Here is a 19298-nt window from a genome sequence, read left to right as displayed (position 1 = left end):
GGCGCCCCCGTCCGGAACCCCTTCCGGGCGGGGGCGCCGCCGTATTGTCTACGCATCGCCCCGCCGCCGCCGAGGAGCCCTTCATGACCAGCCCGCCCGTCGTCCACTCGCTGCGCGAACAGATCCGCGAGCACATCGTGGAGGGGATCGTCAGCGGGCGCTGGAAGCCGGGTGAGCGGATCGTGGAGCGGCGGATCGCGGTGGAGCTCCAGGTCAGCCAGACGCCGGTGCGGGAGGCGCTGCGCGAGCTGGAGGCGCTGCGGCTGATCGAGTCCGCGCCCAACAAGGGCGTCCGGGTGCGGAACCTGACCGCCGCCGACCTGGAGGAGATCTATCCGGTGCGCGCGGGTCTGGAGCAGATCGCGGCGGAGCTGGCGGTGGGCCGGCTGGCCGAGGACGTCTCGGCCCTGGAGCCGGAGGTCGCGGCGCTGTACGAGGCGGACCGCGCGGGCGACGGGGAGGCGCAGGTGCGCCATACGGTGGCCTTCCACCGGGAGCTCGTGCGGGCCGCCGGGAACAGCGTGCTGCTGCACACCTGGGAGGGCCTGGGCATCGAGGTGTTCACGGCGCTGTCGATCCGCTGGCTGGGGACCCGCCAGCAGTCGTACGCCGAGGAGCACGAGGCGCTCGTCGAGGCGTTCCGGCGTCGCGACCCGCGGATCGGCGAATTGGTCAAGGCGCACGTACTGGGCTGCGCGCCGCGCGCGTAAGGGCCGCTTGCGGGCGGGCGCCGTCGCCCCTCCGCACCACCCGACTCACCCCTTTTGTCCCGGCACTCCGTGCCTTATTTCGCGGCACGGAATGCCAATTTCGCCCAATGGAGAAGTTTTTCATTCCAACACTTTGATCGATCATCGATCAGCGGCTTACAGTCGACGGCGGGCCACCGCCCACCGCCCTGTCCTGCCAACTTCAGGGCTTACTGCCACCACCCCCTTCGAGTCCGGAAGGCGGCGCTTCATGACCGACCTCGTACCCCCTCTGCCGAGCGAGCTCGACCAGCTCCCGGACCGGGACCCCGAGGAGACCGCCGAGTGGGCGGCCTCCCTGGACGCCGTCGCCAAGGCCGCCGGCCCGCACCGGGCCGAGTACCTGATGCGCCGCACGCTGGAGCACGGCCGGAGCGCCGGCCTGGCCCTGCCGGAGCTGGTGGCGACCGACTACGTCAACACCATCCCGACCGCGGCCGAGCCCGCCTTCGACGGCGACGAGGAGATGGAGCGGCGGATCACCGCCTGGAACCGCTGGAACGCCGCCGCGATGGTCACCCGCGGCTCCCGGTTCGGCGTCGGCGGCCACATCGCCACCTTCGCCTCCGCCGCCTGGCTGTACGAGACCGGCTTCAACCACTTCTTCCGCGGCAAGGAGGGTGACGGTTCCGGCGACCAGCTCTACATCCAGGGCCACGCCTCCCCCGGCATCTACGCCCGCGCCTTCCTCGACGGGCGACTGACCGAGGAGCACCTGGACAACTTCCGCCAGGAGGCGGGCGGAGCGGGCCTGCCGTCCTACCCGCACCCGCGCCGACTGCCGTGGCTGTGGGAGTTCCCGACGGTCTCCATGGGCCTCGGCCCGCTCTCGGCCATCTACCAGGCGCGCTTCAACCGCTATCTGACCAACCGCGGCATCAAGGACACCTCCGCCTCCCACGTCTGGGCGTTCCTGGGCGACGGCGAGATGGACGAGCCGGAGTCGACCGCGGCACTCGCCCTGGCGGCCCGTGAGCGGCTGGACAACCTCACCTTCGTCATCAACTGCAACCTCCAGCGCCTGGACGGCCCGGTCCGCGCCAACTTCAAGATCGTGCAGGAGCTGGAGGCCCAGTTCCGCGGCGCCGGCTGGAACGTCGTCAAGTCGCTGTGGGGCTCCGCCTGGGACGAGCTGTTCCAGCTGGACACCACCGGCGCGCTGGTCCGCCGCCTCCGCGAGGTGCCGGACGCCCAGTTCCAGACGTACGCCACCCGCGACGTCGCGTACATCCGCGAGCACTTCTTCGGCGCGAACCCGGCGCTGGTCCAGCTCGCCGGCGTGCTGTCGGACGCGAAGATCGCCGAGTGCTTCCACACCTCGCGCGGCGGCCACGAGGCCCGCAAGGTCTACGCGGCGTACAAGGCGGCCGTGGAGTTCAAGGGCGCGCCGACCGTGATCCTGGCGCAGACGGTGAAGGGCTACACGCTCGGCCCCGGCTTCGAGTCCAAGAACGCCAACCACCAGATGAAGAAGCTGTCGGGCAAGGAGTTCCGCGCCATGCGCGACCTGCTCGACCTGCCGATCCCGGACGCCAGGCTGGACGAGGACCTGGTGCCCTACGGCCACCCCGGCCCCGACTCCCCCGAGGTCCGCTACCTCCAGGAGCGCCGCGCGGCCCTCGGCGGCCCCGCGCCGGCCCGCCGCGTCCACGCCGTGGCGCTGCCCGAGCCGGAGGAGCGCGCCTTCGCGCCCCTGTACAAGGGCTCCGGGAAGCAGGAGATGGCCACCACCATGGCCTTCGTCCGCCTCGTCAAGGACCTGATGCGGGACAAGCAGTCCGGCAGGCGCTGGGTGCCGATCGTCCCGGACGAGGCCCGTACGTTCGGTATGGAGTCGCTCTTCCCGTCCGCCGGCATCTACTCGCCCCTGGGCCAGACCTACGAGCCGGTCGACCGCGACCAGCTGATGTACTACAAGGAGGCCGCGGACGGCCAGATCCTCAACGAGGGGATCACCGAGGCCGGGGCCATGGCCGACTTCATCGCCGCCGCCACGTCGTACGCGACGCACGGCGAGACGATGATCCCCTTCTACATCTTCTACTCGATGTTCGGCTGGCAGCGCACCGGCGACCAGATGTGGCAGCTCGCCGACCAGCTCGGCAAGGGCTTCATCGTCGGCGCCACCGCGGGCCGCACCACCCTGACCGGCGAGGGCCTCCAGCACGCCGACGGCCACTCGCACCTCATCGCGTCGACGAACCCGGCGTCGCTGAACTACGACCCGGCCTTCGCCTACGAGATCGCGGTGATCGTCAAGGACGGCCTGCGCCGCATGTTCGGTCCGGACGCGGAGGACGTCTTCTACTACCTGACGGTCTACAACGAGCCCAAGCACCAGCCCGCGATGCCCGAAGGCGTCGAGGAGGGCATCGTGCGCGGCCTGTACCGGTTCACCGCCACCGAAGACGCCCGGCTCCAGATCCTGGCCAGCGGCACGGCGATCCACTGGGCGCTCGACGCCCAGCGCCTGCTCGCCGAGGACTGGGGTGTGGCGGCCGACATCTGGTCGGCCACCTCCTGGAGCGAGCTGCGCCGCGACGCCCTGACCTGTGACGCCGCGCGGCTCCAGGGCGAGGACCGGGTCCCGTACGTCACCCGTGCCCTGGCAGGCGCACCGGGCCCGGTCCTGGCCGTCAGCGACTGGATGCGCGCGGTCCCCGACCAGATCGCGCCCTGGGTGGAGCAGGACTGGACCTCTCTGGGCACGGACGGGTTCGGGCTCTCCGACACCCGTGAGGCGGCCCGCCGCCACTTCCGGGTCGACGCCGAGTCGATCACGGTCGCGGCGCTGGCGGCGCTGGTCAAGCGGGGCGAGGTCGAGCCCGCCATGGTGGCGAAGGCCCGGGAGCGCTACGGGCTCTGAGCCTGCGGCAGGCTCGGTGACCTGGATGTCAGTGGCAGCGTGCACGATGGACGCATGCGCGCTGCCCGGCTGATCAAGTTGGTGCTCCTGCTCCAGTCCCGGCTGTCGATGACGGCGGCCGAGCTGGCGCGGGAGCTGGAGGTCTCCGAACGGACGGTCGCGCGGGACGTCCTCGCGCTGTCCGAGGCCGGGGTGCCGGTGTACGCGGATCGCGGGCGGGCCGGGGGGTACCGGCTCATCGGCGGCTATCGCACCCGGCTGACCGGCCTCGGGCGTGCGGAGGCCGAAGCGCTGTTCCTGTCCGGAGTGCCGTCGGCGCTGCGGGAGATGGGGTTGGCGGACGCGGCCTCGGCGGCGCGGCTGAAGGTCTCGGCGGCGCTGCTGCCGGAGCTGCGCGACGCGGCGGACGGCGCGGCGCAGCGCTTCCACCTCGACGCGCCGGGCTGGTACCAGGAGCCGGACACGCCCGAGCTGCTGCCCGCCATCGCCGAGGCGGTCTGGGACGACCGGCTGATCCGCGTCCGGTATCTGCGCAAGGACGCCAGGTTCCGGACCGCGGACGACGAGGTGGAGCGGGAGCTGGCGCCGTACGGGCTCGTGCTGAAAGGGGGCGTGTGGTACCTGGCGGCCCGGGTGGGCGACCTCGCCGAGCCGGGTGACCTGCGCGTCTATCGCGTGGACCGGTTCGCGTCCGTCTCCGTGCTGGAGGAGCGGTTCATACGGGACCCGGCGTTCGCGCTGCCGGAGTTCTGGGAGGAGCGGGCGGCCGCGTTCGCCCGCTCGCTCCTGCGCACCGAGGTGGTGCTGCGGCTGAGCCCCGAAGGAGCGCGCCGCCTGCCGTACGCCACGGACCGGACCGCCGGACACGAGGCGCTGGCGACGGCCGGGGACCCCGACGAGCAGGGGCGGGTGACCGTCACCCTGCTCGTCGAGACGCTGGATGTCGCCTACGCCCAGTTGCTGGCGCTCGGCCCGGAGGCGGAGGTCCTGGCCCCGCCGGAGCTGCGCGAGCGCTTCGCGGGGGCCGCGGAGCGAAGCGCGGCGCTGTACGGCTGGACCCCTGGGGGTGGAGCCACCCCCAGGTGAGGGAAGGGGCGGGGAAAGGTGCCCCACCCGCGCCCGGCTACCGGTAGTCCGCCTCCTGCGGCTCCTTCCCCGCCTCGTCGTCCATGATGAAGCGCCACCCGTCAGGCTGGGTCCCGTCCACGTCCGTGAAGCCGTAGACCTGGGCCAGCTGCCCGCTGGACAGCGACTGCCCGTTCCAGCGCGCCACGTCCGGGTCGGCGGCCAGGGCCGCGACGGCCCGGCCGACGTAGACGGGCGACTCGGAGATGCAGAAGTGCCGGTCCTGCTTGACCGCCTCGCGCCAGTTCTCCTCCGTCACCTTGAAGTGCGTGTCGAGCATCGCCTCGGACCGCAGGTATCCCGGCGTGATGCAGACCGCCGTACAGCCCAGGTCCTTCAGCTCCTCGCCGAGGTCGAAGGCCATCCGGATCGGCGCGTACTTGGCCAGGTCGAAGTGGAACTGTCCGCGGTACTTCGCGTTGTACTCGGCCGTGCCGTCGGTGACCTCCACCACCAGCCCGCCCGGCCGCCGGGCCAGCAGCGGCAGCGCGTAGTGGCTGGTGATGATGTGGCTCTCGACGCCCAGTCGCAGCATCCGCAGCCCCGCGTCCAGGTCGATCTCCCACATCTTCTTCGTGTGGAAGCCGCCGGCGCCGATCCACAGATAGTCGCCGCCCCACATGCCGTTGACCAGCACGTCCAGTCGCCCCTGCTCACTGTCGATGCGTTCGACCAGTGCCCGGACCTGCTCGCGCTCCAGGTGGTCGGTGGGCACGGCGATCCCCACGCCACCCGCCGCGGTCACCAGCTCCGCCGTCTCCTCGATGGTCTCGGTCGGCCGTCCGACCTCGCTGACCCGGTCACGGGTGGTGCGGCCGGTGACGTAGACGGTGGCGCCCTCGGCCCCGAGGGCCACGGCCATCGCCCGGCTCGCGCCCCGCGTCGCCCCCGCGACCAGCGCGATCTTGTCCGCCAGTACGCCCTGTGTGCTCATCGCCCGCTCTTCCCTTCGGTCCGCCGTGCGGTTGACGTATCGACGCTCCCAGTCAAAGCAGACACCTCCTGTCCGCTTTTCGCAGGAATCCGTGGGGGGAGGAGTTCAGGGGAGGCCGGGCCGCCGGAGAGACAGCCGCGTCTGGGCCGCTCCGCGTGCGGGGGCGGTGCACAGGCACGATCCTGGTCCCGTGATGGACGAAACGGAGTTCTGGGAGCTGGTGGACAGCACCCGCGAGGCCGCCGCGGGAGACCCCGAGGACCAGTCCGACCTGCTGGTCGAGCGGCTGGTGCGGATGGACCCGGACGCCGTGCTGGACTTCGCCCGGCACTTCGAGGCGCGGTTCAACCGCGCCTACCACTGGGACCTGTGGGGCGCCGCCTCGGTGCTGCTGTACGGGGCGAGCGACGACGCTTTCGACAACTTCCGGTACTGGCTGATCGGACAGGGCCGGGAGGTCTTCGAGGGCGCCCTGCACGATCCGGACAACCTGGCGGATCTGCTGGACGACTTCGACGAGGAGCGGGACGGGGACTGCGAGGACCTGGGCTTCGCGGCCGACGAGGCGTACGAGCGGCTGACCGGCCTCCCGCTGCCGGACCTGGGACTGCCGGCACGGGCGGACGACCCGGCGGGGACGGTGCTGGACTTCGAGGACGACGACGCCCTGGCGGAGCGGTTCCCCAGGCTCTGGGACCGCTTCAGGGGGTGAGCGGCCGGCATGCCCGGCTTTCTCGTGAGGCGCCTCGGCTGACACACCTCGGCTGAAGCGCCTCGGCCGCGAGTCCGCCACGAGCGGGAAGCGACAGCCGCGGAGGGAGGGGCGCGCGGGGTGTGCACGCGCCCCCGCCCCGTCCCGCTGAGCGACTCCGGTCACACCGGTGCGGTTCGTGCGACCGGCGTGCGCCTGTGCCCGGTCGGTGCGCGACTGTCGACAAGCGGTTTCCCTCCTACCGTCGTCGTCAGACGCATCCCGGCCGCCCGCCCGGGGCATGAGGCTCCCGAGCGACGCACCGACCTCGGGGAGGGCACGTGCTCCAGCGCGCGGAACGCACAGACGTCGTGATCGTGGGGGCCGGGCCGGCCGGCCTGTCCGCCGCTCACCAGCTGATATCCGCGGGGGTGTCGGTCACGGTCCTGGAGGCCGCGCCAGAGGTGGGCGGCCGGATGGCCACCGACGGCGTGGACGGCTTCCGGCTGGACCGCACCGGTCGGCTGCTCATCACCTCCTTCCCCGAACTGCGGCGCCTGCCCGGCCTGAACGGGCTCACGCTGCGGCCGTTCTCGCCCGGCGTACTGGTGCACGGCGACGGCCGTACGCAACGCGTCGGCCCGCCCTGGAGCGGAAGGGGCGCGTTCACCACGGCGCGCGCCCTGGCGACCGCCGCCCGGGCCCCGCTCGGCGGCGCGCTCGACCAGGCGCGGCTCAGCACGGCGCTGGGCAGGCTCGCCGCGCTGCCCCCGGCCCGGTTGCTCGCCCGCCCGGACCGGCCCGTCGGCGAGACCCTCACCGGACGCGGCCTGCCCACCCGCACTGCCGAAAGCTTTCTGCGCCCGTTACTCGTCTCGCTCCTGGGCGACCCGGGCCTGACCACGTCCAGCCGCTGCGCCGACCTCGTCCTCCGCGGCTACGCCCGCGGCCGCCTCTGCCTCCCGGTCGGCGGTACGTCGGCCTTACCCGAGCTCCTGGCGGCGGCGCTGCCCCCGGGAACCGTCCGTACCGGGGTGCGCGTCACCTCGGCGTCCACCACCACGGTGACCACCGCCGAGCACGGGGAGTTCGGCTGCCGTTCCGTCATCGTGGCCACCGGCGCCCACGCCGCGGCCGAACTGCTGCCGGGTCTGCGGCTACCGGACTTCCACCCGGTCACCGTGCTGCACCACACGGCCCCGTGCTCCCCGCTGCGCGAGCCCTCGCTGATCCTCACCGCCGACCGCCGCGGCCCGCTGGCGCACACCGCCGTGGTCAGCGAGGTCGACCCGTCCCGCGCCCCGCAGGGACGCCCGTTGATCACCTCGACGGTGCTCGGGGCCGCCGCCGGCCTCCCCGTGACGGACCTCGACCGCGCGGCCCGCCGCCAACTCTCCGGCGTCTACGGCACGTCCACCGCCGACTGGCAGCTGCTGGGCGCCCACCACGACCCGTACGCGATCCCCGCCATGCCCGCCCCGCACGACCTGAGCCGTCCGGTACGGCTGCTGAGCGGGCTGTACGTCTGCGGCGACCACCGGGACACCAGCTCGGTGCAGGGCGCGCTGTTCTCGGGCCGCCGCGTGGCCCGCGCGGTCCTGCGCGACTTCGGCCTCACGCCGACCACGGACATGCCGATGCCATCGGCGGCGTAACCAGGACTCGCCGACCGGTACCGGCACCGGCACCCGGCCGGCCCTCACCCCAGCGCCGCCACCCGCTCGCGATACCCCCGGACCGGCGCCGCGTCCCGATACGGTTCCAGCCGCCGCTCGAAGTCGCGCACGTACTCCACCGCCCGAGCCGACCGCATCTCGGAGGCCTGCTGCGCCGCCTCCGCCCCCAGCGCGCACGCCTGCTCCAGCTCACCGAGCCCCAGCCGCGCCGTGGCCAGCACCACCCGGCAGAACAGCCGGCTGCGCGCGTACCCCGCGCCCCGCAGCTGGAGTGACCGCTCCGCGTGCTGCGCCGCGCTCCGGTACTGCTGCAGGTCCCGGTAGCTGTGCCCGAACTCGTCCGCCAGCTGCGCCTCGTCGAAGAACCGCGCCCAGTGCGGCACCTCGTCGCCCGGCCGCGCCGTCTCCAGCGCCCGCTCCGCCCGCGCCAGCGAGGCCGAGCAGGCCCGCACGTCCCCCAGGACCGCGTGGCCGCGCGCCTCGACCGCGTGCAGCAGCGACTGCACCACCGGGGGCGCCCCGCTGCCCACGCCCTGCTGGGCGACCCGGGCGAGCTGCACGGCTTCGCGCCCGTGCCCCAGGTAGACCGCCTGCCGGCTCATCGTCACCAGCACATAGCTCCCGTACGCCCGGTCCCCCGCCGCCTGCGCCAGCCGCAGCGCCTGGACGAAGTACCGCTGGGCCAGTCCGTGCGCCGCGATGTCGTACGACGTCCAGCCGGCCAGCCGGGTCAGGTCGGCGACGGCCGCGAACAGCCGCCGCCCGGTCGCCTCCCCGTACGTGCCGCGCAGCATGGGCTCGCCCTCGTGCTCCAGGTAGCGCACCAGGGCCTGGCGGGCGTGCCCGCCGCCGTACGCGTGGTCCAGGGTCCGGAACAGTTCGCCCACCGACCGCAGGGCCGCGATGTCCCCCATCGACACCCTGTGGCCGGGGCCGCGGTCGGCGGTGATCTGGCGCTGCCGCGGCACGACCGGCCGCCCCTGCGCGGGCACCCGGCCCGGCGGGGGCAGCACCGGCTCGCCGCGCGCCACCCGGTCGTCGGGGCGCCCGATCAGCCAGTCGCGGCTGGGCACCACCAGACCGGCCGGGGTGAAGGCGATCTTGCGCAGTTCGACGTGGTTGCCGGAGTCCTTGCGCCACAGGCCGCTGACGATGTCCACCGCCTCCTCGGGCGTCGCGGCGAACTCCAGCCCGGCGTACACCGGGGCGCACGCGTCCAGCCCGAGGTCCTGCGCGGACAGCCGCCGGCCCAGTCTGCGGGTGAAGACCTCGGCGATGAGGGCCGGGGTCGTCCCCCGCGGCTGCTGCCCGCGCAGCCACCGGGTCACGGACGTCTTGTCGTAACGCAGATCGAGGCCGTGCTCAAGGCCGAGCTGGTCGACCCGCCGGGCGAGCCCGGCATTGGAGAAGCCTGCCTCGGCGATGAGCGCGGCGAGCTGACGGTTGGGGTTGCGCTGTGGGGATCGTTCCGTCATCAGCCTGCGGGTCTCCCTGATCGCTCTGTGGAACGGCGCGAATTTAGCGGTCCCAGCGCGCCTCCTGGCCCCCTCTGACCCGCATTCATCCGATCGTGTGAGCACAGGCCAAGGGCGGGCGACGGGGCCGCCGGGGCCCGTCCCGACCTCGTGGTTCCCGCCGGAACCGCCCACCGCCGCCCGCCGCCGCCTTGCCGCCCCGACCCGCTCCCGCCCCGCCGCCGCCCTCCGGCCGCCCGCGGCCGTTTCGTACGGCGGTCGTACAGTGGCTGTGGCGCGAAAGGTCGCCATGGCCACCGCCATGGCGGCGAACAAGGTTCGAAGAGGAGCTGCCGTGAGTGAGCTGCGCTTTGTCCACCTGGGTTTCGGGGCGGACGCCGTCGACTACCAGGAGGCGTGGCAGGAGCAGCGCCGGGTGCACGCGGCCCGCTTCGCGGACGAGGTCCCGGACACGTGCCTGCTGCTGGAGCACACCCCGGTGTATACGGCCGGGCGGCGCACCGCTGACAACGAGCGCCCCCTTGACGGCACCCCGGTGGTGGACGTCGACCGCGGCGGGAAGATCACCTGGCACGGCCCGGGCCAGCTCGTCGGCTATCCGATTCTGAAGCTGCCGCGCCCGGTGGACGTCATCGCGCACGTGCGCCGCCTCGAAGAGGCCATGATCCGCACCTTCGCGGAGCTGGGCCTGGAGACCACCCGGGTGGAGGGCCGCAGCGGGGTGTGGGTGCTCGGCGATCCGGTCGAGCAGCGCCCGGCCCTGGGCGGTCTGAACCTGGACTTCGACCCCCGGCTGACGGACGAGGAGTTCGACGCGCGGCTGCACGGCCCGGAGTACGCCCCGTCCAACGCCGGGCAGCGCCGCGAGGACCGCAAGCTGGCGGCGATCGGCGTGCGGATCGCCAAGGGCGTGTCCATGCACGGCTTCTCGATCAACTGCGACCCGGACAACACCGGGTTCGACAAGATCGTGCCGTGCGGCATCCGCGACGCGGGCGTGACGTCGCTCGCGAACGAGCTGGGCCGGAAGGTCCCGGTGACCGAGGTCGCCCCGCTGATCGAGAGGCATCTGCGGGAGGTCCTGGAGGCGTCGGTCCCCATGCCGCGGGCGGTGTGAGCCGCCGTCCCGGCCGGAGCGCCGAGGCGGGCCGGACCGGGGTCGGCGGGAATGCGCCCGCGAAGGCACCGGTTGCCCTGGGCGTAAAAGCGTAGGAATCACGGGCGTACCCTGGTGTGCGCCGAGGAATCGAAGTCATAGGGAGCCGGACGTGGCCGCTGTCGCACCCGACGGACGCAAGATGCTGCGCCTGGAGGTCCGGAACAGCCAGACCCCCATCGAGCGCAAGCCCGAGTGGATCAAGACCCGGGCGAAGATGGGCCCCGAGTACACCGAGCTGCACGGCCTGGTGAAGCGCGAGGGCCTGCACACGGTGTGCCAGGAGGCGGGCTGTCCGAACATCTACGAGTGCTGGGAGGACCGCGAGGCGACGTTCCTCATCGGCGGCGACCAGTGCACCCGGCGCTGCGACTTCTGCCAGATCGACACCGGCAAGCCGCAGGCGCTGGACCGGGACGAGCCGCGCCGGGTCGCCGAGTCCGTGCAGCAGATGGAGCTGAAGTACGCCACGATCACCGGTGTCGCCCGTGACGACCTGGAGGACGGCGGCGCCTGGCTGTACGCGGAGACGGTCCGGCAGATCCACGCGGCGATGCCCGACACCGGCGTCGAGCTGCTGATCCCGGACTTCAACGCGGTGCCGGAGCAGCTCGCCGAGGTCTTCTCCTCCCGCCCCGAGGTGCTCGCGCACAACGTCGAGACGGTGCCGCGGATCTTCAAGCGCATCCGCCCCGGCTTCCGCTACGAGCGCTCGCTGGAGGTCATCACGCGGGCGCGCGAGGCGGGCCTGGTCACCAAGTCCAACCTCATCCTGGGCATGGGCGAGGAGCGCGAGGAGATCAGCCAGGCGCTCCAGGACCTGTACGACGCGGGCTGCGAGCTCATCACGATCACGCAGTACCTGCGCCCGTCCGTCCGCCACCACCCCATCGAGCGCTGGGTCAAGCCCCAGGAGTTCGTGGAGCTGAAGGAGGAGGCCGAGGAGATCGGGTACGCGGGCGTCATGTCGGGCCCGCTGGTCCGCTCCTCGTACCGCGCCGGGCGCCTGTACCAGCAGGCAATCGAGCAGCGCCGGGCCGGTGGCGCGGCGGGGCCGGACGCGGCGGAGGTCACCCGTCAGGCGGTGTGAACACCAGCACAGGCGAGGTCGCGCGGTCCGTACAGCTCCCCAGGTGGGAGGCGGTGTACGGGCCGCGCTGGCGTTTCATCGGCGTTTGACCCGCCGGTCACGCACTGGTAACACCTTTGGGTAACGATTGAGGCACACCCTGAGCGCGCGCCGAGCGCGCTCCCGCCCCGCCCGCTCCCGAGGGGGACACCGCCATGCAGGCCGCGCCTGTACGCCCGCCGTCCGTCACCAAAGCACTGCTGATGATCGAGGGCCTGCTGTTCGGCCGCGGGCAGCGCACCGCGCGCCGGAACGCCTGGACCGCGGTGCTGGAGGACCGGCGCCGCGCGAAGGACCGCCGCGAGGCCCAGTACGTCCTGGAGACCGCGTCCGCCGGGACTCCTCGGGCCACGTAAACTTCGCTACATGGCGAGGCAGGAATCAACCGAGACCCCGGGGCGACTGAAGCAGATCGCCCTGACGTACAAGATGACCAAGAAGGTCGACAAGAAGGTCGGCCTGGTGGTCGCGGCCGTCGGCATCGTCGTCTTCGGCGCCTTCCTCGCGTTCGGCCTGTGGATCGATCACCCGATCTACCTGGGCATCCTGGGCTTCGTCCTGGCCTTCCTCGCGATGGCGATCGTCTTCGGGCGCCGGGCTGAGCGAGCGGCCTTCGGACAGCTGGAGGGCCAGCCCGGCGCCGCGGCGGCCGTGCTGGAGAACGTGGGCCGCGGCTGGTCGGTGTCGCCGGCGGTCGCGATGAACCGCAACCAGGACGTGGTGCACCGCGCAGTGGGCAAGGCGGGCATCGTGCTGGTCGCCGAGGGCAACCCGAACCGCTGCAAGGCACTGCTGGCCAGCGAGAAGAAGCGCATGGCGCGGATCGTCACCGACGTCCCGGTGCACGACATCATCGTGGGCACCGAAGAGGGCCAGGTCCCGATCAAGAAGCTGCGCACCACGCTGCTGAAGCTGCCGCGGGTGCTCCCGGGCGCGCAGGTGACGGTCGTCAACGACCGGCTGCGGGCGCTGGGCGACCTGATGAAGAACATGCCGATTCCGAAGGGCCCGCTGCCGAAGGGCATGCGGATGCCGAAGGGCCGCTGAGGCTCACCGCGCAGAGATAAGCGGCCCGGAACCGAGAGGGTTCCGGGCCGCTTCTGTATCCGCTTTTTGTATCCGTTTCTGTATGCCGCTTCTGTATCCCGCTTCTGTCTCAGCGCCCTGGTCTCAGCGCGACACTGGGTCTCAGTGCGACCCTAGGGTCTTAGTGCGACCCTAGGGGTCTCAGTGCGGGTCCCGGCGCGGTCAGATCCGAACCTGGACCGCACCGGAGAGCCGGTCGTGCAGACCGCGCGTGTCACGGTCCCAGACGACCGCCGGGATGATCAGCAGGAGCAGCACACCGCGGAACAGCGCGCGGACCGGCGACAGCCGGTCTCCCTGGTCGCCGATCACGCGCAGCCGCAGCAGCAGCTTGCCGGGCGTCGAGCCGACCGTACCGACGGTCAGGACGCTGAGTACGAAGAAGACGCCGACGGCCCAGTTGGCGACGACCTGCGCGTTGTCGCCCCGGGCGATGAGGCCGTACGAGACGAGCATGCACAGGCCCCAGTCGACGAGGATGGCCGCGATGCGCCGTCCGGGCGGGGCGATCGATCCCGGTCCCTCCTGGGGCAGCCCGAGCCGCTCGCCCCGGTAGCCGAAGTCGACGCCCATGTCCTCGGCGGCCGCGCGCGGCCCGGAGAGCCACGATCCGATTGCTTGCCTCTTGTCCACCCCACCACGGTATGCGACCGCATACGTTTCCCACCGGGCGGGGCGGCGGAACCGCCCGCGGCCCACCCCGAAACGACCCCGCGGCCGCACCACGAAACGACCCGGCGGCCCCACCACGGAAACGGCCCGGCGACCCGCCCCGGGACTGCCTCGCGGCGCCACCCCCGAAGGACCCGACCGGTGCGACACTGGGAACAGACGCCCCCCCGCACCCCACCCGACCAGCGAGGACGACCCCGAAGGCACGGGCGCGGCGCGACTCCCCGAAAGGCTCACACAAAGCCGTCCCCGCCCCCGCGTGCCGGTTAACCTCAGCGAAACAAATGGGTCATGCTCGGGAAATCCCGGCTCCCTAGTGTCGGCCCCAGCGCGCCACCGCACATGGACTGCGCCATCGAAGCAACCCCCGACCCCCCGCGGCCGGGCCTAGGAGGAGTTGGATGTTCCAGAACGCCGACGACGCTCGGAAGTTCATCAAGGACAACGACGTCAAGTTCATCGACGTCCGGTTCTGCGACCTTCCCGGTGTCATGCAGCACTTCACGGTCCCGGTGGAGTCGTTCGACCCGGACGAGGAGCTGGCGTTCGACGGCTCGTCCATCCGCGGCTTCCAGGCGATCCACGAGTCCGACATGGCGCTCCGCGCGGACCTCTCGACGGCCCGTCTGGACCCGTTCCGCCAGGAGAAGCACCTCAACATCAACTTCTTCATCCACGACCCGATCACGGGCGAGCAGTACAGCCGTGACCCGCGGAACATCGCGAAGAAGGCCGAGGCGTACCTCGCGTCCACCGGTATCGCGGACACCGCGTACTTCGGTCCGGAGGCGGAGTTCTACGTCTTCGACAGCGTGCGCTTCCAGACCAGCGCCAACGAGGGCTTCTACCACATCGACTCCGAGGCCGGCGCCTGGAACACCGGTGCGCGGGAGGACAACCGCGGCTACAAGGTCCGCTACAAGGGCGGTTACTTCCCGGCCCCGCCGGTCGACCACTTCGCCGACCTGCGCGCCGAGATCTCCCTGGAGCTGAACAAGGCCGGCCTGCAGGTCGAGCGCCAGCACCACGAGGTGGGCACCGCCGGCCAGGCGGAGATCAACTACAAGTTCAACACGCTGCTCGCCGCGGCCGACGACCTGATGCTCTTCAAGTACATCGTGAAGAACGTCGCCTGGCGCAACGGCAAGACCGCGACCTTCATGCCGAAGCCGATCTTCGGCGACAACGGCTCGGGCATGCACGTCCACCAGTCCCTCTGGACCGGCGGCGACCCGCTCTTCTACGACGAGCAGGGCTACGCGGGCCTGTCGGACACCGCCCGCTACTACATCGGCGGCATCCTCAAGCACGCCCCGTCGCTGCTGGCCTTCACCAACCCGACGGTGAACTCCTACCACCGCCTGGTCCCCGGCTTCGAGGCCCCGGTCAACCTGGTGTACTCGCAGCGCAACCGCTCCGCCGCGATGCGCATCCCGATCACCGGCTCGAACCCGAAGGCCAAGCGCGTCGAGTTCCGCGCCCCGGACCCGTCCTCCAACCCGTACCTGGCCTTCTCGGCCCTCCTCCTCGCGGGCCTGGACGGCATCAAGAACAAGATCGAGCCGGCCGAGCCGATCGACAAGGACCTCTACGAGCTCGCCCCCGAAGAGCACGCGGGCGTCCCCCAGGTCCCGACCTCCCTCCCGGCCGTCCTGGACGCCCTGGAAGAGGACAACGAGTACCTGCAGGCCGGCGGCGTCTTCACCGCGGACCTCATCGAGACCTGGATCGACTACAAGCGCACGAACGAGATCGCCCCGATCCAGCTCCGTCCGCACCCGCACGAGTTCGAGCTGTACTTCGACATCTAAAGAGCGGGGTCGGGTGACCTGGACGGGAGCCCTGGAAACAGGCCGTGACCTGCGAAAACTCTTCTCAGTAGTTCTCGCTGATCCCCCTTGTTTTCCACCCCCTTGTGCACCGCGTGTGCACCGCCCAGCCATTTCCCTGACCTGATGTCAGATAGCTACCTGCGAGGGCCGCTACCCCATAGTCGGGGTAGCGGCCCTCGCTGGCTCATACAGGCTCTGTGTGCGGCAGGAGGCTTCTTCGTCTCCTAGCAATGGGCCAGGTCGGTGACCTGCGGGGATCTTTCCTGTGGGGCGCTGACCTGGCCTTTTGGCGATTGGTGGCGATGGGGTGCGACGGTCATTAGCGAGTGTCTTGCGGACTGTGTGCGGACCGGGCACAGGGGGCAATCGAGTCGGTTCACGAGTGGGTCTGATAGGGCACGACTCAGTGCCTTGAAGATCACTTCTCGTGAATCAAGTGATCGTTCCGCGTGGGGTAGCGGTAGGTCACCGCGGAGGTCTCCGCCCCGGGGATCCCCGGACACGGCCACGGAGAAACTCCGTCCATAGAAGTGACCTCAGAGCTCGTAACGGGATCTTGTTGAGGTGTCCTGGTAGGGCGTTACCCTCAAGACTGCCGACGCCTGCAACTTGACGCTGCCGAACTGGTGCGGGGGGGCTCTCCGCCCCTGAACCTGAAGCGATCACTGCGAAGTAGCACGCAAACCTGCAAATCGACGGGACCACATGGGACTTGCCAAGCGGCACTGGATGGAAGCTCAAGACCGCGGTTGGTACGCCAGCAGAGACCAGTGGGTGTGTGAGCAGTGTGTTGCTGAGCCCTTCCTGGCAAGCAAGGTTAAAGAGGCATCCTCGCCCGAGAGGGCATGCAGCTTCTGTGATGAAAGCCCGGCTGCCGAGCTAGACGTCTTCATCGAAGCATTTATGAATGGAGTCACACGCCGTTACGAGGATGCCGATAACGAGCACCGCTACGACTCGGAAACGGGCGAGTACCTAGGCAACACCTTCAGCACGGCGGAGCTGGTCACTGAGGAATACGGGGACATCTTCGTTGAACCAGAATTCCTAGAGGCCGTGCGCGAGTCTATTATCGAAAGAATATGGACTGATAATGATTTCTGGTATTATACGCCAAGCGAAGCGCTTAGTGCTGGCTGGGATCGGTTCCGCGAAGCCGTCATGTATGAATCTCGCTATGTCTTCTGGCTTCGCAAGGACTGGCAAGGCCAGGATTACGACGCCGACGGTGTCCACCCAGCCAAGGTACTGCAAGCCCTCAGTGAGTACATAGATAAGCACGAGCTGTACCGCACCATTGAAGTAGGCAAGACCTTCTGGCGAGCCCGTACACGTACGGGTGCTGGAGCTGCCTGGGGAGCAAAGGACCTCGGAACGGCCGGACGTGAGCATGCGAAGCAAGCGAACAGAATGAGCCCGGCTGGCATCCCCATGTTCTATGGTGCCGAAGACGCAGACACTGCAGTCAGGGAAAGCCTCGTCCGAACCTCTGACACGCACGTCAGTGTTGCTGCGTTCCAGACAACACAACCTTTCACCGTCGTCGACCTGACTGGAAGTAAGATCCCCCCGGTACCCTCAGAGTTCGATATCGAACGGTTTACTGAGCGACACCGAATCTTGTTCCTCAGGGACTTTATCAAGGATCTGACTAAGCCGATCCGGGAGAGCTACGAACAAATCGACTACGTGCCCACTCAGATCTTGGTGGAGTACCTCCTCAAAGTGCACGAGCGCGAGGAAGGTGACGTAAGCGGCTTGATGTACACGTCTGCCGTGACAGGCGAGACCTGCATCGTGCTCGACGTCCCCAACAAGCGATGCATCGACCGGGACGACGAGATCGAGCGCTTCGCACAGGACAAGCTCCACCTGAAGATGGATGCTGCATCACTGAGCACTTTCAAGATTAAGCGAGACTACGAGCCGATGTCGCCGGCTAACGACAATCCGTTCGCATAGTCGGGGTGACTTCCGGGGGAATTTTGAGTCCGTCAACAAGTGCTCTGGTCATTGCCTTGGTTGGCATCGCGGGCACGCTCACTTCGGCGCTCCTCACCCAACGCAGCGCCAACAGCAGCAAGATACGAGAACTTGAAAGGATCGACGAGCAGCGCAGAGAAGACCGTGCCTACCAAGCCGAGCAAGCAGCAATAGAGGCCCGGCGTTCCTGCTATGTCGCGCTCAACATCGCCGCCCGTTTATATCAGACAGCACTAACTAACTACCTTGTTGCCATTCGCGCTGGTGCCGTGACCGATGAGATACGTACCGATGTAGACGAAATGCGACGAGAGCACAGATCTCGTCATGCTGAAGCCCAGATGGTGGTGCCTGACTCTGTGCTTGAAGCGGCTGGCGCTGTCAACGGGAACCTCGGGAAGTTCTACGGAACCTTGAAGGGCATTGACCTTGGCACTGCAAACGCAGATGAAACGATTGAAGCAGCTGAAGCTCGACGCGTGAGATCGTGGGACTTGCTGGGTGAAATGAGAGCCGTTATGCGACGCGATCTGGGAATCGCTCCGTAGAATCGCATAAAAGTGGAGGAGGAACTTCAACACCCGCAGCCCATGAGGGTACCGGCGTTCCTACTGCCAGCCGTCGAGGGAGACTTCCGGACCGCCCGCGAGGTAGCGGTGGAGGGCACTGGCGGTGGTGTCCACGAACTCCGCGGGGATGGCGTCGGCATCGACCCAGCAGACCTGGGAGTGTTTGCGTGGTTCGCGGTTTTCGGGTTCGCCGGTCCATTCGTGGGCGGTGAAGACGACAGTGAGGAAGCCGTTGAGGGCCTCCACGCCCCAGGCGCCGTGGATGATATGGGCGACCTTCAGGGCTTCCGGCTTCACGGCCAGACCGGTCTCCTCGTACAACTCCCGCACTGCCGTCTCTGTGATGGGCTCGCCGGCTTCGCTCTTGCCGACGGGGAGGTCCCACATGCCCTGGGCGAACTTGGCGTCCTGACTGTGCTGGAGGAGGACGACGCGGTTGGTGGCCTGGTCGTGGACGATGACGGCGGCGACCAGGAGGGTCATGGATTCGAGGGCGGGCGGCAGGGCTTTGGGCTGGTCGTCGGTTGTCCGCTGAGCCACGGCTTGTGTCCCTTCATCGGCCGGTTGGTGGGCAGCTTAGGCCAGTGCTTCGCGTGCGCGGCGGGCGAGTTCGGCGGCTCCGGGCACTTTGCGACGCTGGTAGACAGCGAGGGTGGAGCGGAGCGAGGTGATGGCCTTGCGGGTGCGGTCGGAGGTCATGCCCTCCATGAGGGTCAGGGCCTGTGACCAGGCGGCTACGGCCTCGTCGGCTCGGGCCTGGGCAGCAAGGCTGTCACCGAGGTCGGCGTAGGTGAGGGCGTGAACGCGCTTGTATTTCTCGGGGTCCCAGCGCACCAGGGCGTCGCGATGTTGTTGTTCGGTGCCGACGTGGTCGGCGAGGTCGGTCAGGGTGCGGGCGGTGTGGCTGGCGACGGTGCCGGCCGCGGGGCCACTGACTCGGGAGTAGCTGGGCTGGGGGCCGCCCTCAGGCAGGAGGGCATCCTCAGCGGCGAGCAGGGCACGGGCCGCCGCGGGCCTCTCACCCACGGCAGCGTATACGCGGGCGTGAGTGATGTGCAGCAGTGCCTCGGTCGGGCCATCGACGTGGCCCAGACCGCGGGTGAGGGCCCTTTCGACGAGGTCGGCGCAGTAGTGGGGCTGTTTGAGGCTGAGGGCTTGGTGGGCGAGGGCGCGCATCATCCAGGCGGCGCGACCGCGCGGGTCGGCTTCGCAAGCGAGTTGGTAGCCGACCTGGTAGTAACGCTGGGCGGCGCCTTCTTGGCCGAGGTCGTGGTGCTTCCATCCGGCGAGGTAAGCGAGTTCGGCAACGGCTCCGAAGGCGATCGCCGCAGGTCAGGGCGGGTTTCCGCTCCCCT

Annotated in this window: 16 protein-coding genes and 1 pseudogene; 12 read left to right on the top strand and 5 right to left on the bottom strand. The window is 69.8% G+C overall.

Annotation, left to right across the window (positions count from 1 at the left end):
- Positions 1 to 83 precede the first annotated feature (83 nt).
- The 3 genes from ACQUSR_RS24780 (at position 84) to ACQUSR_RS24770 (ending at position 4701) form a co-directional block, all read left to right on the top strand.
- The gene (locus tag ACQUSR_RS24780; RefSeq protein ID WP_431044817.1) at positions 84 to 710 is read left to right on the top strand and encodes a GntR family transcriptional regulator; all 627 of its coding nucleotides are present in this window, start codon (positions 84 to 86) and stop codon (positions 708 to 710) included.
- A 250-nt stretch (positions 711 to 960) separates the two neighbouring features.
- Positions 961 to 3615 carry a pyruvate dehydrogenase (acetyl-transferring), homodimeric type gene (gene aceE / locus ACQUSR_RS24775; RefSeq protein WP_431044816.1) on the top strand — a complete coding sequence of 885 codons (2655 nt, stop codon included), beginning with the start codon at positions 961 to 963 and terminating at the stop codon, positions 3613 to 3615.
- A 54-nt stretch (positions 3616 to 3669) separates the two neighbouring features.
- Positions 3670 to 4701 carry a helix-turn-helix transcriptional regulator gene (locus ACQUSR_RS24770; protein WP_431044815.1) on the top strand — a complete coding sequence of 344 codons (1032 nt, stop codon included), beginning with the start codon at positions 3670 to 3672 and terminating at the stop codon, positions 4699 to 4701.
- Positions 4702 to 4738: 37 nt separating this feature from the next.
- On the opposite strand, the gene ACQUSR_RS24765 is transcribed toward ACQUSR_RS24770, so the two are convergent.
- On the bottom strand, positions 4739 to 5674 hold the full coding sequence (locus ACQUSR_RS24765) for an SDR family oxidoreductase (protein ID WP_431044814.1): 936 nt from the start codon (positions 5672 to 5674) through the stop codon (positions 4739 to 4741).
- Between the two features lie 193 nt (positions 5675 to 5867).
- Between ACQUSR_RS24765 and ACQUSR_RS24760 the strand changes: the two genes are divergently transcribed.
- Positions 5868 to 6386 carry a DUF4240 domain-containing protein gene (locus ACQUSR_RS24760; protein ID WP_431047812.1) on the top strand — a complete coding sequence of 173 codons (519 nt, stop codon included), beginning with the start codon at positions 5868 to 5870 and terminating at the stop codon, positions 6384 to 6386.
- 320 nt (positions 6387 to 6706) lie between these two features.
- A complete protein-coding gene (locus tag ACQUSR_RS24755; RefSeq protein WP_431044813.1) occupies positions 6707 to 8020 on the top strand; it encodes an NAD(P)/FAD-dependent oxidoreductase in 1314 nt (437 codons plus the stop codon).
- A 44-nt stretch (positions 8021 to 8064) separates the two neighbouring features.
- Here ACQUSR_RS24755 and ACQUSR_RS24750 read toward each other — a convergent pair whose 3' ends face one another.
- Positions 8065 to 9516: a regulator gene (locus ACQUSR_RS24750; protein WP_431044812.1), complete on the bottom strand. Its 1452-nt coding sequence runs from the start codon at positions 9514 to 9516 to the stop codon at positions 8065 to 8067.
- 301 nt (positions 9517 to 9817) lie between these two features.
- Between ACQUSR_RS24750 and lipB the strand changes: the two genes are divergently transcribed.
- The 4 genes from lipB to ACQUSR_RS24730 all read left to right on the top strand — a co-directional run bounded on the left by lipB (position 9818) and on the right by ACQUSR_RS24730 (position 12848).
- On the top strand, positions 9818 to 10633 hold the full coding sequence (lipB, locus tag ACQUSR_RS24745; protein ID WP_431047810.1) for a lipoyl(octanoyl) transferase LipB: 816 nt from the start codon (positions 9818 to 9820) through the stop codon (positions 10631 to 10633).
- A gap of 151 nt (positions 10634 to 10784) precedes the next feature.
- Positions 10785 to 11762 (top strand): lipoyl synthase, encoded by a 978-nt coding sequence (gene lipA / locus ACQUSR_RS24740; protein ID WP_431044811.1) that lies wholly within the window; start codon positions 10785 to 10787, stop codon positions 11760 to 11762.
- A 194-nt stretch (positions 11763 to 11956) separates the two neighbouring features.
- On the top strand, positions 11957 to 12157 hold the full coding sequence (locus ACQUSR_RS24735) for an SCO2195 family GlnR-regulated protein (RefSeq protein WP_431044810.1): 201 nt from the start codon (positions 11957 to 11959) through the stop codon (positions 12155 to 12157).
- 10 nt (positions 12158 to 12167) lie between these two features.
- On the top strand, positions 12168 to 12848 hold the full coding sequence (locus ACQUSR_RS24730) for a DUF4191 domain-containing protein (protein ID WP_431044809.1): 681 nt from the start codon (positions 12168 to 12170) through the stop codon (positions 12846 to 12848).
- Positions 12849 to 13049: 201 nt separating this feature from the next.
- On the opposite strand, the gene ACQUSR_RS24725 is transcribed toward ACQUSR_RS24730, so the two are convergent.
- On the bottom strand, positions 13050 to 13520 hold the full coding sequence (locus ACQUSR_RS24725) for an RDD family protein (protein WP_431044808.1): 471 nt from the start codon (positions 13518 to 13520) through the stop codon (positions 13050 to 13052).
- A 440-nt stretch (positions 13521 to 13960) separates the two neighbouring features.
- Between ACQUSR_RS24725 and glnA the strand changes: the two genes are divergently transcribed.
- The 3 genes from glnA (at position 13961) to ACQUSR_RS24710 (ending at position 17922) form a co-directional block, all read left to right on the top strand.
- Positions 13961 to 15370, top strand: coding sequence for a type I glutamate--ammonia ligase (glnA, locus tag ACQUSR_RS24720; RefSeq protein WP_431044807.1), 1410 nt, complete (start codon positions 13961 to 13963; stop codon positions 15368 to 15370).
- Between the two features lie 726 nt (positions 15371 to 16096).
- Complete coding sequence (locus ACQUSR_RS24715; RefSeq protein ID WP_431044806.1) at positions 16097 to 17353, top strand: HEPN-associated N-terminal domain-containing protein; 1257 nt, start codon at positions 16097 to 16099, stop codon at positions 17351 to 17353.
- 5 nt (positions 17354 to 17358) lie between these two features.
- Positions 17359 to 17922: a hypothetical protein gene (locus ACQUSR_RS24710; RefSeq protein ID WP_431044805.1), complete on the top strand. Its 564-nt coding sequence runs from the start codon at positions 17359 to 17361 to the stop codon at positions 17920 to 17922.
- Between the two features lie 60 nt (positions 17923 to 17982).
- Here ACQUSR_RS24710 and ACQUSR_RS24705 read toward each other — a convergent pair whose 3' ends face one another.
- Positions 17983 to 18483: an NUDIX domain-containing protein gene (locus ACQUSR_RS24705; protein WP_431044804.1), complete on the bottom strand. Its 501-nt coding sequence runs from the start codon at positions 18481 to 18483 to the stop codon at positions 17983 to 17985.
- A 36-nt stretch (positions 18484 to 18519) separates the two neighbouring features.
- Positions 18520 to 19263 (bottom strand): annotated as a pseudogene (locus ACQUSR_RS24700) (tetratricopeptide repeat protein); the annotation flags it as partial.
- Between the last annotated feature and the right edge of the window lie 35 nt (positions 19264 to 19298).

The sequence above is a fragment of the Streptomyces sp. P1-3 genome, from assembly GCF_050613155.1.
Taxonomy (GTDB): domain Bacteria; phylum Actinomycetota; class Actinomycetes; order Streptomycetales; family Streptomycetaceae; genus Streptomyces.
The sequence above is the reverse complement of the archived record's forward strand: the minus strand, read 5'-3'. Positions and strand labels throughout refer to the sequence as shown.

What these genes read in the sequence shown, in the direction of transcription:
- ACQUSR_RS24730 (WP_431044809.1), top strand. Translation starts at nt 12,168, where the DNA reads ATGGCGAGGCAGGAATCAACCGAGACCCCGGGGCGACTGAAGCAGATC.
- ACQUSR_RS24715 (WP_431044806.1), top strand. Translation starts at nt 16,097, where the DNA reads ATGGGACTTGCCAAGCGGCACTGGATGGAAGCTCAAGACCGCGGTTGG.
- ACQUSR_RS24765 (WP_431044814.1), bottom strand. Translation starts at nt 5,674, where the DNA reads ATGAGCACACAGGGCGTACTGGCGGACAAGATCGCGCTGGTCGCGGGG.
- ACQUSR_RS24770 (WP_431044815.1), top strand. Translation starts at nt 3,670, where the DNA reads ATGCGCGCTGCCCGGCTGATCAAGTTGGTGCTCCTGCTCCAGTCCCGG.
- glnA (WP_431044807.1), top strand. Translation starts at nt 13,961, where the DNA reads ATGTTCCAGAACGCCGACGACGCTCGGAAGTTCATCAAGGACAACGAC.
- ACQUSR_RS24735 (WP_431044810.1), top strand. Translation starts at nt 11,957, where the DNA reads ATGCAGGCCGCGCCTGTACGCCCGCCGTCCGTCACCAAAGCACTGCTG.
- ACQUSR_RS24760 (WP_431047812.1), top strand. Translation starts at nt 5,868, where the DNA reads ATGGACGAAACGGAGTTCTGGGAGCTGGTGGACAGCACCCGCGAGGCC.
- aceE (WP_431044816.1), top strand. Translation starts at nt 961, where the DNA reads ATGACCGACCTCGTACCCCCTCTGCCGAGCGAGCTCGACCAGCTCCCG.
- ACQUSR_RS24780 (WP_431044817.1), top strand. Translation starts at nt 84, where the DNA reads ATGACCAGCCCGCCCGTCGTCCACTCGCTGCGCGAACAGATCCGCGAG.
- lipB (WP_431047810.1), top strand. Translation starts at nt 9,818, where the DNA reads ATGGCGGCGAACAAGGTTCGAAGAGGAGCTGCCGTGAGTGAGCTGCGC.
- ACQUSR_RS24750 (WP_431044812.1), bottom strand. Translation starts at nt 9,516, where the DNA reads ATGACGGAACGATCCCCACAGCGCAACCCCAACCGTCAGCTCGCCGCG.